This is a genomic window from Clostridium budayi (assembly GCF_055396605.1).
Genome location: NZ_AP042456.1, coordinates 131,976 through 149,380, shown reverse-complemented (window position 1 = coordinate 149,380; position 17,405 = coordinate 131,976). Strand labels below are relative to the sequence as shown.

The following is a 17,405-nucleotide window of genomic DNA, read 5'->3' as shown; positions in this document are numbered from 1 at the left end:
ATATTTAGAATAATAAACCGTTGAAGAGGATAAGTAGTTTTAATTAATATTTAAGAGAGTTAGTGGTTTGGTGTAAACTAATATTTTAATTATAATGAATCCACCTTGGAGGGACTGTGAACATAAGCAGTACGGTGAAGAATCGTTAAATCTGTAAAGAGAGGATATTAACCTTTAAGGTTTTATCAATTAGGGTGGCAACGCGGAGTCTATTCGTCCCTTTTTATAAGGGATAGTATAGGCTCTTTTTATATGTAAAAAATAATAAAATAACAGGAGGAAAATAAATGTTAGATTTAAAAAGAATCAGAAATAATCCAGAAGAAATAAAATTAGCTTTAACTAATAGAGGAGAAGATTTTGATGTATCTGTAATAGATGAATTAGTTAAGTTAGATGAAGAAAGAAGAAATATATTAAGTGAAGTTGAAGTTTTAAAGAGTAAAAGAAATCAAGTTTCAGCAGAAATTCCAAAATTAAAAAAAGCAGGAGAAGATGTAGCTCCTATAATGGCTGAAATGAAGGAATTAGGAAATGAAATAAAAGAACATGATAGTAACCTTGCTTCAGTTAATGAAAAAATAGAATATATAATGCTTAGAATTCCTAACATACCAAACCCACAAGTACCTGAAGGTGAATCAGATGCTGATAATGTTGAAATTAAAAGATGGGGAGAAACTCCAAAGTTTAATGGTGAACCAAAAGCTCACTGGGATTTAGGTATAGACCTTGGAATATTAGATGCTGAAAGAGGCGGAAAGGTTGCAGGTTCAAGATTTACTTTCTATAAAGGATTAGGAGCAAGACTTGAAAGAGCTGTTCTTAACTACTTCATGGATAAACATTCAGATGAACATGGATATACAGAAATACTACCTCCATACATGGTTAATAGAGCAAGTATGACAGGTACAGGACAATTACCTAAGTTTGAAGAAGATGCATTTAAAGTAGAAAATAACGGATTCTTCTTAATACCAACAGCAGAAGTTCCAGTAACTAATATGTATAGAGATGAAGTTTTAAATGCAGAAGAACTTCCAGTAAAGCATGTTGCATACTCAGCTTGTTTTAGAGCAGAAGCTGGATCAGCTGGTAGAGATACTAGAGGACTTATAAGACAACATCAATTTAATAAAGTTGAATTAGTTAAATTCGTTAAGCCAGAAGAATCATACAATGAATTAGAAAAATTAGTTAGAGATGCTGAAGAAGTATTAGAAGAATTAGGATTACCATATAGAAAAGTTAGAATATGCAAGGGTGACTTAGGATTCACAGCTGCATTAAAATATGACTTAGAAGTTTGGATGCCAAGTTACAATAGATATGTTGAAATATCAAGTTGTTCAAACTTTGAAGATTTCCAAGCTAGAAGAGCTAACATCAAATATAGAGAAGGTAAGGAAAAACCTCAATTCGTTCATACATTAAATGGTTCAGGTCTTGCAGTTGGTAGAACAGTAGCTGCTATACTTGAAAACTATCAAAATGAAGATGGTACTGTAAGAGTTCCAGATGCATTAAAGAGATACATGGGTGTAGATATAATTAAATAATTTTAATTTAAATATCAAGATATCTAATAAGGTATCTTGATATTTTTTGTTAATATTGATAAAAAATATCAATAAGTACTATTTTTATCAATTTATATTTTGATTACAATGCTAGTTAATATGAGTTATACAGCCGATGTAAAAGTTTGCATAAAAATTGCTATATATATTTATATATATAGAATATAGATGTATATATATAATCAACTAAGGAGGTATTATAAATGACACATTTTATAGCAGAATTTTTAGGTACTTTAATTCTTATACTTTTAGGAGATGGTGTAGTTGCCAATGTTGTTTTAAAAAAATCTAAAGGAGAAAACGCTGGTTGGATGGTTATAACAACTGGATGGGCTTTCGCAGTTGCTGTACCAGTATATATATTTGCCGCAACAAGTGGTGCACATTTTAATCCAGCAGTAACAGTAGGACTAGCTGTAGCAGGGCTTTTCCCTTGGGGTGAAGTTCCAATATACTTATCAGCACAATTTTTAGGTGCTTTCGTTGGAGCCGTATTAGTATGGATTACATATAGACTACAATATGAAGAAACTGCTGATAAAGATGCAATTTTAGGGTCATTTGCAACAATACCAGCAAAAAGAGATAATATATCAAATTTAATTACAGAAATAATAGGAACATTTGTATTAGTATTTGCTATTATGGGCGCACAAGCTAGCGAAATAACTGCAGGTCTTACACCATTTGTAGTTGGTATTATAGTTTGGGCTATTGGTTTATCACTTGGAGGACCAACAGGTTATGCTATAAACCCAGCAAGAGACTTAGGACCAAGAATAGCACATGCTGTATTACCTATCAAAAATAAAGGTGGTAGCCAATTTGATTATGCATGGATACCTGTAGTTGGACCTATTATAGGTGGTATACTTGGTGCATTAGCATATGCGGTTTTATTTGTATAGATATAAATATAATAAAAAAAGAATCCTTTTATAAGGATTCTTTTTTATATAATGATTCTAAGTATTTAGCAACGCCGTCATTTGTATTAGATTCTATAATAGATGTTGATATATTTTTTAATTCATCTGTTGCATTACTAACTGCAAAACATTCATCTGATAATTCAAACATTGGTATATCATTTAAGTTATCACCAAAGGATGTAAGATTATTAAAGTTAAATTGCTCCATTAGATACTTAATAGCTTTAGCTTTTGATGATTTTTCACTATATATTTCTAAAGTATATACTTCTTTATTATAAACGTCCTCATATGCTATTAAATATAATCCATCAATATCTTTAATTTTTTCATATACATTCATAATAGTTTCTTTATTATCCATTAAGAAAAAATGTATTATATTACTATCTTCAGGGACAGGTCCATTTATAAATGTTTTTAATGGACTACCTAATCTACTATTAAGGAAATTTGCTTGACAAATATTAGAAATTTTATCATAATAAGCAAAGATGTGATTATCATCTATAGTATAACAAAAGCCAGAGATATTGTTACTTTCTAATATATCTAATATTTTGGATGTAGTAGTTTTAGGAATTGAATTATATGTTATATATTTATTTGATTTTAAGTCATATATAGCTGCACCATTCATTACGATGATTGGTAAGTTTATATTAACTTTTGATAGTATTGGAACAACTGTAGCTGGAGTTCTAGCTGTAGCAACTGAAAAGTTAATATTATGCTTATTTAATTTATTTAAAACAGAGATAGTATATTCAGAAAGTTCTTCATTATTATTTAAAAGAGTTCTATCTAAGTCAGATATGTATATATTCATGTATTTTCCCCCTATAGATTATAATATTTAAATAATTATATAATGACATAAGATATAATTCAATAAATATTAATAGCTATTAAATTTAGGGAATTATATAATTAATTATGTGTTTAATACAAATTCAAGGATAAGGAGAGGAATTAGAATTGAATAAGAAAAATTTAAGTAATAAATTTACATATTTATTAGCATTTATAATTCCAATAATAATATTACTCTTTGCATATTATGTCTCTAAAATATATCCATTTGGCGACAAAAGTATATTATTTAGAGATTTAAGAGGTCAATATATTAGTTATTTTAGTGATTTTAGAAATGCATTAGTCGGAGATGGAAGTTTATTATATTCATTTACAAAAGAGATGGGAGGTAATATGTTTGGATTATCAGCATATTACACTATGAGTCCATTAAATCTTATTTTTGCATTATTTCCAAAAAATATGTTAAATGAAGCTGTTTTAGTTTTAATTTTAATTAAGACAGGATTATGTGGACTTACTTCATCAATATTCTTTAAGAATAACTTTAAGAAATTTGGATATTTCTCATTAATATTCTCAACTGCATATGCTCTTATTGGATATAACATAATATATCAATCTAATATAATGTGGCTTGATGGTGTTATATTATTACCGTTAGTTGTTTTAGGAATGAATAACTTAATAAGAGAGAAAAAAATTAAGCTTTATGTAGTTACTTTGGCATTATCACTTATAACTAATTTTTACATAGGATTTATAATATGTATATTCATAACATTATACTTCATATACAAATTAGTATTAACTATTAAAGAAGAGGTAATGGCAAGAAAAGAGATAATTGAAAGAATAAAGTACTTTATAATAGGCTCTTTATGTGGTGGACTATTAAGTGCATTTGTGACACTTCCAACTGTTTTTGCATTATCTGGTGGTAAGGCAAAATTTGAATTCTTCACATCTAGTATTGAAGCTAATTATAAATTCTTTGATATAGTTACAAAATTCTATATTAATGGACTAGGCGAGAAAGATATATTAGTTGGATTACCAAATATATATTGCGGAATACTAATTGCAATATTAGGTATTTTATATTTCTGTAATAGAAATATAAAATTATTTGAAAAAATAAGTTCAGGTGTAATGATTTTTATTTTAATTATAAGCTTCTATATAAATAAGATAGACCTTATATGGCATGGTTTTAATAAACCAGTGGGATTCCCGTATAGGTATTCATTTGTATTTAGTTTTTTTATTATACTTTTAGCTTATAAATCATTTATAAACTTAAAACATTTATCTAAAAAGTCTATTATTATAACTTTAATAGGAATATTATGTGTATCAGCTCTTGTATATAGAGGCAAGTATATATACTTAACACATAGACAAATAAAAATTTCAGTTATATTTATGATAGTATATTGTGTATTACTATTTATTAAAAAGTTAGATTTTAAATTTAAAAATATAATAAATGTATTATTAGCATTAATATTATTTTTTGAACTTGGAGTTAATGGATATCAAGTATTCAATACTTTAAAATATAATTCAAGAAGTGGATTTGTAGATTATATAAATAATACACAAAGTGTAATTGATAGTGTTAAGGCAGAGGATAACAGCTTCTATAGAATGGATAAAACATTTAATTATAATTTAAATGATCCAATGTTATTAAATTATAATGGAATAACTCACTTTAGTTCAGTATATAAGACAGAAACTAGAGATTTTATAAGAAAACTAGGTTTTATATCAACTGATGTTTGGTTCCTTTATGACATGGGTTCAACTGTACCTGCAAATTCATTATTAAACATAAAATATATAATAACAAAAGATAAAGAAGCACCATTATACAATAATTCATATAAACTTATAGCTAAAGAGAAAGATATGAATGTATATGAGAATACAAGGGTGTTACCATTAGGATTTATGGTCAACAATGATATATCAAATCTTGATATAAACGATGAAGAAAACTTATTTAATGTTCAAGATGATATTCTTAATTCAATGACTGGAAGAAAAGAAAATTATTTTGAAAGAATAGAAAACTATAAATTAAAACTTAATAACGTTACTAGAGATGGAAATACTTATAATAAAGTTGATAGTAATAAAAAATCAAGCATAGATATAAATTTAAAGGCTAAAAATGAAGATCCTATGTATTTATATATAGGGGTAGATGATTTAAAACAAGCAGAAATATATTTAAATAATAAAAAGATAAGCTATTTCTCAAAAAATAATCATAAAATAATGCCACTTGGTTCATTTAAGTCTGGGGAAAACTTAGATATAAGAATAGATCTTAAAGAAAATAAATTTAATATAGATAACTTATATTTATATAGCTTAAATAATTCTAAATTTAATAAAACATACGAAGAGTTATCAAAAAATGCTTATAAAATAAGTTACTATGATAATAGTGATATTAAAGGTGAAGTAGTTTCAAATGGTAGCAATGATATTTTATATACTTCAATTCCATGGGATGATGGTTGGAAAGTAACTATTGATGGAAAAAAAGCAGATAAAATAAAGATTATGAATTCACTTATTGGAGTTAAAGTCCCAGAAGGTAAACATAATATAGACTTTACTTTTATGCCAAAAGGCCTTTTAATTGGAAGCTCAATTTCTATTATTACACTAGCTGTAATATTTATAGTGTGGGCTTTAAATAGAAGAAAAAAAGACTAAATAGTATCTACAGAATATGGATAAACCATTTGTATTAATAGGTTTATCCATATTTTTATATAGGAATATAAAAATTTTTTGTTTGTATTTGGAAAACCACTTGCTATGCAAGTGTGTTCAGATAAGCTTTAGCGATGTATTACGCAAAAAAACCTCCATTTGTTAAAATAGAATTAGGTTCGCAGCCAAATTCAATAACAAAAGGAGGCATCCATAATGGATAGTAATAGTTTATCACATACAAAATGGAATTGTAAATATCACATAGTTTTTGCGCCAAAATACAGGAGAAAAGAGATATATGGAGAAAAGAAAGTTGAGATTGGAAAGATATTAAGACAACTTTGTGAATGGAAGGGTGTTGAGATAATCGAAGCGCATGCTTGCGTTGATCACATACATATGTTGGTTGAGATTCCACCTAAAATTAGTGTATCAAGTTTTGTGGGTTTTTTAAAAGGTAAAAGTAGCTTGATGATTTTTGAGAGATTTTCTAATTTAAAATATAAATATGGAAGCAGGCATTTTTGGTGTAGAGGTTTTTATGTTGATACAGTAGGAAGAAATAAAAAAGCGATTGAAGAATATATAAGAAACCAAGAAAGAGAAGATATGATAGCAGATCAGATAAGTATAAAAGAATATATTGACCCTTTCAAGGGTAGCAAGTAACAGAAAACATGCGGCTGGCGGACCTTTTTAGCGTCTTAAGACGCAATTGCAAGTAAGGTGCCCTTATAGGGCTTAGGAAATACCACCAGCTAAGCTGGTGGATTTTTATTTTTTTATAAAAAAATTATTGACATTAAAAAAATATGTTGCTATAATCTTACTTGTATTTCGCATGGAGAGATGGTCGAGTTGGTTTAAGGCACCGGTCTTGAAAACCGGCGTACGTGAGAGCGTACCGTGGGTTCGAATCCCACTCTCTCCGCCAAAGAAACCTGTTTGTTTTCAAACAGGTTTTTTTTTGTTTAATTTTAATTTTTATTGTAAGAAAACAATCAAATATGGAAAAAATTATATTATATCTAATTTAAGGAGAAATATATGAATAGCGTAACAAAAAATAAAAAGAGAATTATTTATTTATTAGCGTTTATAGTTCCTATAATAATAATGGTTGGAATATATGCTATGATAAAAATTTATCCTTTTGGAAATGGATCTATCTTAACTAGAGATTTAAAAGGTCAATATGTAAGCTACTTCAGTGAATTTAGAGATATATTACTTGGAAAAGATAGTATATTATATTCATTCACAAAAGAAATGGGAGGTAATATGCTAGGGCTAGCATATTATTATTTAATAAGTCCGTTTAATTTAATATTATTACTCTTCCCAAGTAATATGATAACAGAAGCAATATTTATTATGACATTATTAAAGGTTGGAACTTGTGGCCTTACAGCATCTATATTTATAAATAAGACTTTTAAGACTAAATATGCATCAGTTATATTTTCAACTGCATATGCATTATCAGCATACAACATAGCATATCAGCAGAATATAATGTGGTTAGATGGAGTAATTTTATTACCTTTAATCTTAATAGGTATAGACAGAATAATAGAAAAAAATAAAAGTTTACTATACATAATTACTTTATTCTTAGCTATAACAACAAACTTTTATATTGGATTTATAATATGTATTTTCTCATGTATATACTTTGCTTATAGGGGAATATTAAAGCTTAATAAAGGCGAAATACTAAAAAAGGTTTTAAATTTTATAGGATCATCATTAATGGCGGGAGCTCTAAGTGCTGTTGTAGCAATACCTGTATTGTATTCATTACAAGGAGGAAAGGCAACTCTTTCATTAGAAAATTTAATTCCTAAAATAAATTTTAATCTATTTGATTTAATATCAAAACTTTATCCAGGAGCATTTAAAGGCGATAAAGATATGCTTAGTGGATTACCTAATATCTATTGCAGTGTTTTCGTTATATTATTAGTAATGCTATACTTCTTTAATAGAAGAATAAAAATAAAAGAAAAGATTTTTTCTGCTATAGTTATATTAATATTTGTTTTAAGTATGTATATAAGTACATTTAATTTAATATGGCATGGATTTAATAAACCAATTGGATTCCCATATAGATATGCATTTACATTATGCTTATTCTTAATAATGCTGGCTTATAAGTCATACTTAAACTTAGAAGGAATAAAAAATATATCTTTTATTATAGTAAATATAATAGTAATTGGTACTTCAATATTTGTTATTAAAGCAAATTATATTAATCTTTCAATGCATGAAGTTCTATTTGCAATTATATTAACTGTTTTATATAGTATAGCATTAGTTATATATAAATATAAAATATCATACAGAAATATTCTTATATTATTTTGTTCTCTGTTATTTGTAATCGAAATAGCTTATAACGGAAAAGCAACGTTACAAAGTATTTCTTATGAAGATAGAAGTAAATTTATAAACTTTAAACAAGATGTAGGCAAAGTAATAAATAATATAAAAGAAAATAATGCTGGATTTTATAGAACAGAAAAAACATTTGAGTTTAATTATAATGATGCAATGCTTTTAGATTATAATAGTTTATCTCATTTTAGTTCAATTTATAAAGTTGATTTAAGAAAGGTTTTAGGAAAGTTAGGTCTTTCTGAAACTAAGTTCTATGACTTTTATGGAGTTGGCTCTACTATACCTGTAGACTCAATTCTTTCAGTAAGAAATGTTATATCAAAATATAATTTTAATAGTTCATATGAAAAGGGATATAGCTACAAAGATATGACAGTATACAATAATCCTTATTGGTTACCATTAGGATTTATGGTAAATGATAAAATAAGAAATGTTGATGTAATAAATAATGATGCTGTAACATTTGAAATACAAAATGAAATATTAAATAGCATGTCATCAGGTGAAAAAGCTAAATACTTTAATAAAATTAGGATGACTGATATAACAACATATAACTTAGGCAGAGAAAATCATAAGTACTCAATAATAAATAAAGATGATAGAGCTTATGTTGATGTAAAGATAAGAACTAGAAAATATGAGCCAATATATATGCAACTACAAACTAGGGGATTAAAAAATATAGAAGTAATATCAGATGGTGAAGTAGTTAGAAAATACGAAACTAAAGGTACTGTAGAAGTAATTAATTTAGGAAAATATAATAGAGAGAAAGAAATAACTATAAGAATTAACTTTAAAAATGTAGAAGGTTATTGGTTAATGAATAGAATATATTCATTAAATTTAAGACAATTCAATAATTTATATAATAATCTTTCAGAAAACGAATATGAAATATCAAAGTATAATGATACTAATATTGTTGGAGATGTAACCTCTACTGAAGATAAGCAAATGCTTTATACTTCAATACCATATGACGATGGATGGAGCGTAACTATCGATGGTAAGAAGGCTGATAAAGTTGAGCTATTAAATGCCTTTATAGGAGTAGAAATTCCTAAAGGAACTCACAAAGTTGAATTTAAATATATGCCTCAGGGGTTAAAAATAGGAGCTATAATTTCAGGCGCATCATTATTATTATTAATACTTATTTGTATAATAAATAAGAAAAGAAGAAAATAATAGATTTTATAAAAGCATCAAATAAATATTTGATGCTTTTATTTACTTAATAATAAAAAAGTTTTCAAAAAGTGTTGACAGCTATATACCTTGTTGCTATAATAATAAATGTCTTTGATACGGAGAGATGGTCGAGTTGGTTTAAGGCACCGGTCTTGAAAACCGGCGTACGTGAGAGCGTACCGTGGGTTCGAATCCCACTCTCTCCGCCACATATATATTTTATATAGAGGGCACATGGAGAATTACTCAAGTGGCTGAAGAGGCGCCCCTGCTAAGGGCGTAGGTCGGGCAACCGGCGCCCGGGTTCAAATCCCGGATTCTCCGCCAAAAACATCTAACTTATGTTAGATGTTTTTTTATTTTAGTTTAATATGATTTAGATGAGGGATTAGTCTTTTAGATTAATCCCTTTAATTTTAATAATTATTAGATAAATAGATTAATTAGGATATAATTATAATATGTAAAATAAAAGAATAGAAAATTAGGAGTTTTATTATGGGAATTAGATTTATTTATGGGAGAGCGGGAAGCGGCAAAAGTAGATTTTGCCTAGATCAAATAAGAAAAAAAATAGAAAATAATAAAAATAATAAATTAGTACTTATAGTTCCAGAACAATATACATTCCAAACAGAAAACAAATTACTTGATATAATAGGGGAAAAAGCCTTACTTAGAACTGAAATTTTAAGTTTTAAGACTATGTGTAGTAGGGTATTTGAGGAATGTGGCGGTAGAACTCATCAAATAATGAAAGATGAAGGAAAGAGTATGCTTATATATAAGCTACTTCAAGAAAAAAGTGATGACCTTAAATATTTTAATAGAATATCAAGAAAGCAAGGTTTTATAGAAATAGTCTCAAAAACTTTAACTGAATTTAAAAAATATAATATTTCTCCGGAAATATTAGTAGAAGAATTAGATAGTTTAGAAGATGATGAATTAAAAGATAAATTAATTGATCTAGCAGATCTTTATAATGAATATAATAGCAGAATAGAAAATAATGTAGTTGATGGAGATGATGAATTAACTATACTTAAGAATAAGCTTAAAGATTGCAACATATATGAAGGTGCAGAAATATGGATAGATGAGTTTACAACATTTACTCCACAGCAACTTGATATAATAAGCGAATTAGCTTCTAAAGCAAAAACAGTAAATATTACATTATGTATGGATGGCAACAATAATACAAAAGCAAACGAAGAAACAGATATATTTAATGTTATAAAGAATACTGAAAATAGAATTATTAAGCTTATGGAAGAAAACCATATAGGATATTTAGAACCTATAAACTTAAATAAAGAATATCCATATAGATTTAAGGATAGTGAAGAATTAAAGCATTTAGAAAAGCATTTTTTTACTTATCCATTTAAAATATATAGTGGAAAAAATAAAGATATAAGAATATATAAGGGTAATAATACTTATGATGAAGTAGATATGATAGCCAAAGATATAATAAGACTTGTTAGAGATAATGGATATAGATATAAAGATATTTCTGTTGTGTGTAGAGATATTAATCTATATGAAAAGGTAATGACAGTCATATTTAATCAATATGAAATACCATATTTCTTAGATAAAAAAATAGAAGTATTGAGCAACCCTTTAGTTATATTAGTAATGTCTTCTTTTGAAGTTCTACTAAATAATTGGTCTTATGAAGCTGTATTTAAATACCTAAAAAGTGGTCTTATAAATATTGAAAGAGAATATGTGGATAGGCTAGAAAATTATATATTAGCTCATGGATTAAAGGGGTATAGATGGACTACTGAAGAAGTAAATGATGGATTTTTTGAAAGCGACGATGTAAATGAAAATCCAGATGAATTATTTATAAAAGAAATAATGGAAGAAGTAAGAGAACCACTTATGAATTTCCATAGCAAGATTAAGGGAGAGAAATCCGTTAGAGAAATTTGTAGTGCCATATATGAGCTTCTTATAGAATTAGATGTATTTAATAAAATAGATGAATGGATTGAAGGCTTTAAAGATATTGGATTAGAAGCGAAGGTACGTGAATATGAGCAAGTTCCTGCAATGGTTATAGAGATATTAGATCAAGCGGTTGATGTAATTGGAGATGATAAACTATCACCTAGGGAATTTTATAAAGTATTAAATGCAGGTTTTGAAAATAAAGAAATAGGGGTAATACCTGTTGCATTAGACCAAGTAAATATAGGAGATATTGCAAGAATAAAAGGTAGAGAAGTTAAAGCTTTATATGTTGTTGGAGTAAATGATGGTGTACTTCCATCAGCAAGTAAGGAAGAAGGAATATTATCAGATAGGGATAGAGATATTCTTAAGGAAAAAGGAATTGAATTAGCGTCAACAACTAGGACTAGAGCTTTTGAAGAGCAGTTTATGGTTTATACTGCACTTACAATACCAAGTAGATATTTAATGATAACTTATCCTATGGCTGACTTTGAGGGAAAATCTTTAAGACCATCTATTATAATACCTAGGTTAAAGAGAGTCTTAAGTAATGTAAAAGAAGAAAGTGATATGTTTAATTATGCTGATAAGTATGATAAATTCAGCAAAGTTACAACAAAGGTTCCAACATTTAATGAATTAATATTAGCACTTAGAAAACAATTTGATAAAGAAGAAGTAAATGACTATTGGAAAGAAGTATTTAGCTGGTATAGCAGTCATGAAGGGTTTGAAGAAAGAACAAGAACAATCTTTAAAGGAATAACTTATTCAAATATAGGTGAAGAGATCCCTAGAGATAAACTACGTAAATTATATGAAAATGATAATGGTAATTTAAGAGTTAGTGTTTCAAGATTGGAAAAGTATGCAGAATGTCCATTCTCATATTTTGTTCAATATGGATTAAAAGCTAAAGATAGAAAAATATATGAGTTCTCAGCGCCAGATTTAGGTTCATTCATGCATGAGATATTAGATAAGTTTACTAATAAAGTTAAGAATGAAAAAATTCTATGGTCAGAATTAAATAAGGATAAATGTAAAGAGATAGTATCAGAACTTATAGATATTAAACTTAAGGAAGATAATAATTCAATTTTAAACAGTACAAAGAGATATAAGTATTTCACTGATAGATTTAAAAGAGTAATAACTAAGTCCGTTTCAGTTATAGCAGAGCAAATGAAAAGAGGAAAATTCGAAGTATTTAGAAATGAATTTGAATTTGGTTCTATGGATGGTGGAGAGCCAATAAAAATTGACTTACCATCAGGTGAGAGAGTATATCTTACAGGAAGAATTGATAGAATAGATAAGATTGAACTAGATGGAAACACTTATTTAAGAATAATAGATTATAAATCAGGTTCAAAAGAATTTAGCTTAACAGAACTTTATTATGGAATACAAATGCAGCTTTTAGTATATTTAGATGCACTTTTAAGAAGCTCTGAACACATCTTAAATACAGGTGCAATACCTGGTGCAATACTTTACTTTAAAATAGATGACCCAATTATAAAAGGTAATAGCGACCTTGATGATGAAGAAGTACAAAATGAGGTATTAAAGAAACTAAAAATGAATGGGCTATTACTTAAAGATGCTAAGCTTATAAGATCAATGGATGAAACTATGGAGACATACTCACTTATAATACCAGCATCATTTAAAAAGGATGGAGATTTCTCCAAGACTAGTTCAGTTGCAACAGAAGAGCAGTTTGATATTTTAAGAGAATATGTAAATAAGAAAATGATTGAACTTTGTACTGATATGCTTAGTGGAAAAATAAAAATATTCCCAACTAAAAATAATAAAAAAGCTTATTGTGAGTACTGTGATTATTCAGCTGTTTGTCAATTTGATACAAGTATAAAAGATAATAAATATAGAATAGTTCTGAAAAAGAGCGATGATGAAATGTGGAAGAGAATAACTGATGAAGTAAAAGGAGAGGAGGATTTATAATGGGAGAAACTAAGTGGACCGAAGAGCAACTTAAAGCTATAGATACTAGAAGATGTAATCTTTTAGTTGCAGCTGCAGCAGGTTCAGGGAAAACGGCTGTTTTAGTTGAGAGAATAATAAAAATAGTTACGGATGAAAAAAATCCTGTTGATATAGATAAACTTTTAGTTGTTACATTTACAAGTGCAGCAGCTGCTGAAATGAGAGAAAGAATCGCAGCTGCAATAACAAAAGCATTAGAAAGAAATCCTAGTTCAAAAAGCTTACAAAGACAATTAACTCTTTTAAGTAGAGCAAATATAATAACTATGCATTCATTTTGTTTAGATGTAATAAAAAATAACTTTCATACTATAGATTTAGACCCAGCCTTTAGAATTGGTGATGAAACTGAAGGAACACTTCTTAAAAATGAAATACTAGATGAAATGTTTGAAGATTATTATGAAAAAGATGATATGGAATTTTTCAATTTAGTAGAAGCTTATTCTGGAAGTAAGGATGATGAGAAGTTAAAAGAAGTGGTCTTAGACCTTTATAGATTCTCTATGAGTGGACCTTGGCCAGAAAAATGGTTAACAGATAAAGCAGAAGAATTTAATATATCTTCATTAGAAGAATTAGATAAAACAGTGTGGGTAGAAGTTTTAAAGAATGACATTAATATGGAAGTTGATAGCTTTATAAATTTATATTATAAAGCTATTGAAATGATTAATGACACAGAAGGTATAGAGGAATATTTAGATACATTTAATGATGAACTATCAAGAATTATAAATCTTAAAGAATCATTAGACTTAGGACTTTCAGAGATATATGATAAACTTTTTAAAATATCTTTTGGAAGACTTAAATCAATAAGAAAGAATAAAGTAAGTGATATAGATGCTCAAAATCTAGTTAAGTCTATAAGAGATGAAGTTAAGAAGAAAATTTGTAAACTTCAAGATGATATATTTATGTTAAGTCCTGCTGAGATGCTAGAAGGAATTAATTTAACATATCCCTTTATGAAAAAATTATCTGAAATAACTTTAGAGTTCTCTAAAAGATTTAGTGAAAGAAAAAAAGAGAAAAACATGCTAGATTTTAATGACTTAGAGCATCTTTGTTTAAAGATATTAATTGATAAAACAGAAGAGGGAGATATAGTACCATCAAAGGTATCTGAAAACTTTAGAGAGTTATTTGATGAAGTTTTAGTAGATGAATATCAAGATTCAAATAATGTTCAAGAAGCTATTATAGACCTTGTATCTAGGAAAAATACAGATAATCCAAATGTATTTATGGTTGGAGATGTAAAGCAAAGTATTTATAGATTTAGACAAGCAAAACCAGAACTTTTCTTAGAAAAATACAATACTTATTCAAGAAATGATGAGGGAAAAAATAAAGTAATTCAGTTATATAAAAACTTCAGAAGTAGGGAAGAAGTTATAAATGCAGTTAACTATATTTTTAAAGAAGTTATGTCTTTAAATGTTGGAGAACTTGAGTATACAGAAGATGAGGCCCTAAACTTAGGAGCTAACTTTAAGGAGTTAAATGAAGAAGGAGCTTGTAAAGGTGGAGAAGTAGAGCTTCATATATTAGATAAAAATATTGCAAGTGAAAATGAAGATGAGGATGAAGAGGATATTGATTCAATAAATCTTGAGGCTAGAGTTGTAGCAAGAAGAATTAATGAGCTTATGTCACAGGCTAATGAAGAAAAATTTAGGGTTTTAGATAAAGAAACTGGTGAATATAGACCATTAAAGTATAAAGATATAGTTATTTTATTAAGAGCCACTAAAAATTGGTCAGAAATATTTTTAGATGAACTAGGTCTTTCTGGAATACCGGTTTATGCAGATACAGGATCAGGTTACTTTGAATCAATAGAAATTAGAACAATAATGTCTCTTTTAAAAATAATAGATAATCCACTTCAAGACGTTCCAATGATTGCAGTTTTAAAAGCACCCTTTGCTAGATTTAATGCAGAGGAACTTGCAGATATAAGAATGATTGATAAGAGTAAATATTTCTATGAAAATATACTTGAAATAGTAAATGGAGATATTGAAGTTTCAGATGAATTAAAGAAAAAATGCAGTATCTTTATTGAAAATTTAAATAAGTGGAGAGATAAATCTGTATATACTCCTATTGATGAGTTTATATGGTATTTATACATGGATACCTCTTACTATGGCTATGTAGGAGCAATGCCAAATGGAGTTTTAAGGCAGGCGAATTTAAAAATATTATTCCAAAGGGCAAAGCAATATGAAGAAACTAGCTTTAAAGGATTATTTAATTTTATAAACTTCATAAACAAACTTAGAAAATCATCAGGGGATATGGGGAGTGCAAAGATCCTTGGAGAAAATGAAGATGTAGTTAGAATTATGAGTATCCATAAAAGTAAGGGATTAGAATTCCCGGTAGTATTCTTAGCTGGAGCTGGAAAGCAATTTAATTTAATGGATTTAAATAATAGAATACTTCATCATGATGATTTAGGATTCGGACCAGATTATATAGATTTAGAGAAAAGAATAAGTTATAGCACTCTTCCTAAGGAAGCTATAAAGAAAAAGATAAGATTAGAAACTCTTTCAGAAGAAATGAGAATACTTTATGTGGCATTTACTAGAGCAAAAGAAAAATTAATAATAACTGGAGCCACTAGAGATATTGATAAAACTGTGGAAAAGTGGGTTCAAGCTGCAAGTGTGGAAAAATCTAAAATTTCTCCAGCAGAAGTTTTAAAGGGAAAAAGCTATTTAGATTGGATTGGAATGGCTCTGTGTCAACATAAAGATGGAGAGCCACTTAGAGAAAGAATAGGGGTTTCAAGTGGAGTTGCTAAAGATGACTTATCCACATGGAAGGTAAATTTGTGGGATAGTAATAATCTATTTGTGGAAAAAAATTTAGAGGCTGTGGATGAATTTTCGATTGATGAGGAACTGTTTATAAATTCTAGAGCTGAAACTGTGGATAAAGAAATTGCAAGAAGATTAGGATATGAATATAAGTACTTAGATAGTACAACAATAAAGAGTAATATTTCAGTATCAGATTTAAAGAAAGCTGGATATGAACCTTCTGATGAATATAGAGGAGAAAGTTTATTTAAAGAAAAAACTGTTTTAAAACCTAGATTTCTTCAAGAGAAAAAAGGGATATCCAGTGCAGAAAGAGGTACTGCAATGCATTTTGTTATGCAAAAGATTGATTATGATAGGGTAGACTCTTTAAAAAATATAAAAATGCAGCTTGAAGAAATGCTTCAAAATGAATTACTTACTAAAGATGAATTTAAAGCTGTAAATCCATATAAAATATACAACTTCTTTAAGAGCGAATTAGGGAAAAATATTCTTAAAGTATATAATGAGGGAGGTATTATTCATAGAGAATTACCTTTCTTTACAAGAATAAGTGCATCTAAAGTGAAAGAAAATATATCTAAAGAATCTTATAATGAAGAGGTAAGACTTCAAGGTGTAATTGACCTTTTCTTTGAATTAGATGGGGAAATTATACTTGTAGATTATAAAACTGATTACGTAGAAGATAATATTGAAGAAGAGATGAATAGAAGATATAAAATTCAACTTGATTATTATAGTGATGCAATAAAAAAAATAACAGGTAAGGTGGTAAATAAGAGATATTTATACTTATTTTATATAGATAAGGCAATAGAACTGTAATTTTAACTAATAGGTGCTTAGATTAAGTCTATGCACCGTATTATTATTTTTTTATTAATACAAGTTAT

General features: G+C 27.7%; 8 protein-coding genes, 3 tRNA genes and 1 other annotated feature. Of the genes, 10 read left to right on the top strand and 1 reads right to left on the bottom strand.

The window, feature by feature from the left end:
• The first annotated feature begins 11 nt into the window (after positions 1-11).
• Positions 12-224, top strand: a binding site (T-box leader).
• A gap of 63 nt (positions 225-287) precedes the next feature.
• Together serS and ACZ5TJ_RS00640 are read left to right on the top strand one after the other, a co-directional pair.
• Entirely contained in the window at positions 288-1,562 is a 1,275-nt protein-coding gene (serS, locus tag ACZ5TJ_RS00645) for a serine--tRNA ligase (RefSeq protein WP_464200695.1), read from the top strand.
• A 224-nt stretch (positions 1,563-1,786) separates the two neighbouring features.
• Complete coding sequence (locus ACZ5TJ_RS00640; protein ID WP_464200694.1) at positions 1,787-2,494, top strand: MIP/aquaporin family protein; 708 nt, start codon at positions 1,787-1,789, stop codon at positions 2,492-2,494.
• A 28-nt stretch (positions 2,495-2,522) separates the two neighbouring features.
• On the opposite strand, the gene ACZ5TJ_RS00635 is transcribed toward ACZ5TJ_RS00640, so the two are convergent.
• Positions 2,523-3,347: an HAD family hydrolase gene (locus tag ACZ5TJ_RS00635; protein ID WP_464200692.1), complete on the bottom strand. Its 825-nt coding sequence runs from the start codon at positions 3,345-3,347 to the stop codon at positions 2,523-2,525.
• Between the two features lie 149 nt (positions 3,348-3,496).
• Between ACZ5TJ_RS00635 and ACZ5TJ_RS00630 the strand changes: the two genes are divergently transcribed.
• From ACZ5TJ_RS00630 to addA, 8 genes are all read left to right on the top strand, one after another.
• Positions 3,497-6,067, top strand: coding sequence for a YfhO family protein (locus ACZ5TJ_RS00630; RefSeq protein ID WP_464200691.1), 2,571 nt, complete (start codon positions 3,497-3,499; stop codon positions 6,065-6,067).
• A gap of 216 nt (positions 6,068-6,283) precedes the next feature.
• Positions 6,284-6,739: an IS200/IS605 family transposase gene (tnpA, locus tag ACZ5TJ_RS00625; protein WP_464200147.1), complete on the top strand. Its 456-nt coding sequence runs from the start codon at positions 6,284-6,286 to the stop codon at positions 6,737-6,739.
• 174 nt (positions 6,740-6,913) lie between these two features.
• Positions 6,914-7,004: transfer RNA gene (locus ACZ5TJ_RS00620), tRNA-Ser, on the top strand.
• Between the two features lie 113 nt (positions 7,005-7,117).
• Positions 7,118-9,673 carry a YfhO family protein gene (locus ACZ5TJ_RS00615; protein WP_464200690.1) on the top strand — a complete coding sequence of 852 codons (2,556 nt, stop codon included), beginning with the start codon at positions 7,118-7,120 and terminating at the stop codon, positions 9,671-9,673.
• A 121-nt stretch (positions 9,674-9,794) separates the two neighbouring features.
• Positions 9,795-9,885: transfer RNA gene (locus tag ACZ5TJ_RS00610), tRNA-Ser, on the top strand.
• A gap of 27 nt (positions 9,886-9,912) precedes the next feature.
• Positions 9,913-10,003: transfer RNA gene (locus ACZ5TJ_RS00605), tRNA-Ser, on the top strand.
• Between the two features lie 171 nt (positions 10,004-10,174).
• Positions 10,175-13,624 carry a helicase-exonuclease AddAB subunit AddB gene (gene addB, locus ACZ5TJ_RS00600; protein WP_464200689.1) on the top strand — a complete coding sequence of 1,150 codons (3,450 nt, stop codon included), beginning with the start codon at positions 10,175-10,177 and terminating at the stop codon, positions 13,622-13,624.
• Entirely contained in the window at positions 13,624-17,337 is a 3,714-nt protein-coding gene (addA, locus tag ACZ5TJ_RS00595) for a helicase-exonuclease AddAB subunit AddA (protein WP_464200688.1), read from the top strand. The genes addB and addA overlap by 1 nt, the downstream gene beginning before the upstream one ends.
• Positions 17,338-17,405: the final 68 nt, after the last annotated feature.

What these genes read in the sequence shown, in the direction of transcription:
- ACZ5TJ_RS00635 (WP_464200692.1), bottom strand. Translation starts at nt 3,347, where the DNA reads ATGAATATATACATATCTGACTTAGATAGAACTCTTTTAAATAATAAT.
- ACZ5TJ_RS00615 (WP_464200690.1), top strand. Translation starts at nt 7,118, where the DNA reads ATGAATAGCGTAACAAAAAATAAAAAGAGAATTATTTATTTATTAGCG.
- addA (WP_464200688.1), top strand. Translation starts at nt 13,624, where the DNA reads ATGGGAGAAACTAAGTGGACCGAAGAGCAACTTAAAGCTATAGATACT.
- ACZ5TJ_RS00640 (WP_464200694.1), top strand. Translation starts at nt 1,787, where the DNA reads ATGACACATTTTATAGCAGAATTTTTAGGTACTTTAATTCTTATACTT.
- tnpA (WP_464200147.1), top strand. Translation starts at nt 6,284, where the DNA reads ATGGATAGTAATAGTTTATCACATACAAAATGGAATTGTAAATATCAC.
- serS (WP_464200695.1), top strand. Translation starts at nt 288, where the DNA reads ATGTTAGATTTAAAAAGAATCAGAAATAATCCAGAAGAAATAAAATTA.
- addB (WP_464200689.1), top strand. Translation starts at nt 10,175, where the DNA reads ATGGGAATTAGATTTATTTATGGGAGAGCGGGAAGCGGCAAAAGTAGA.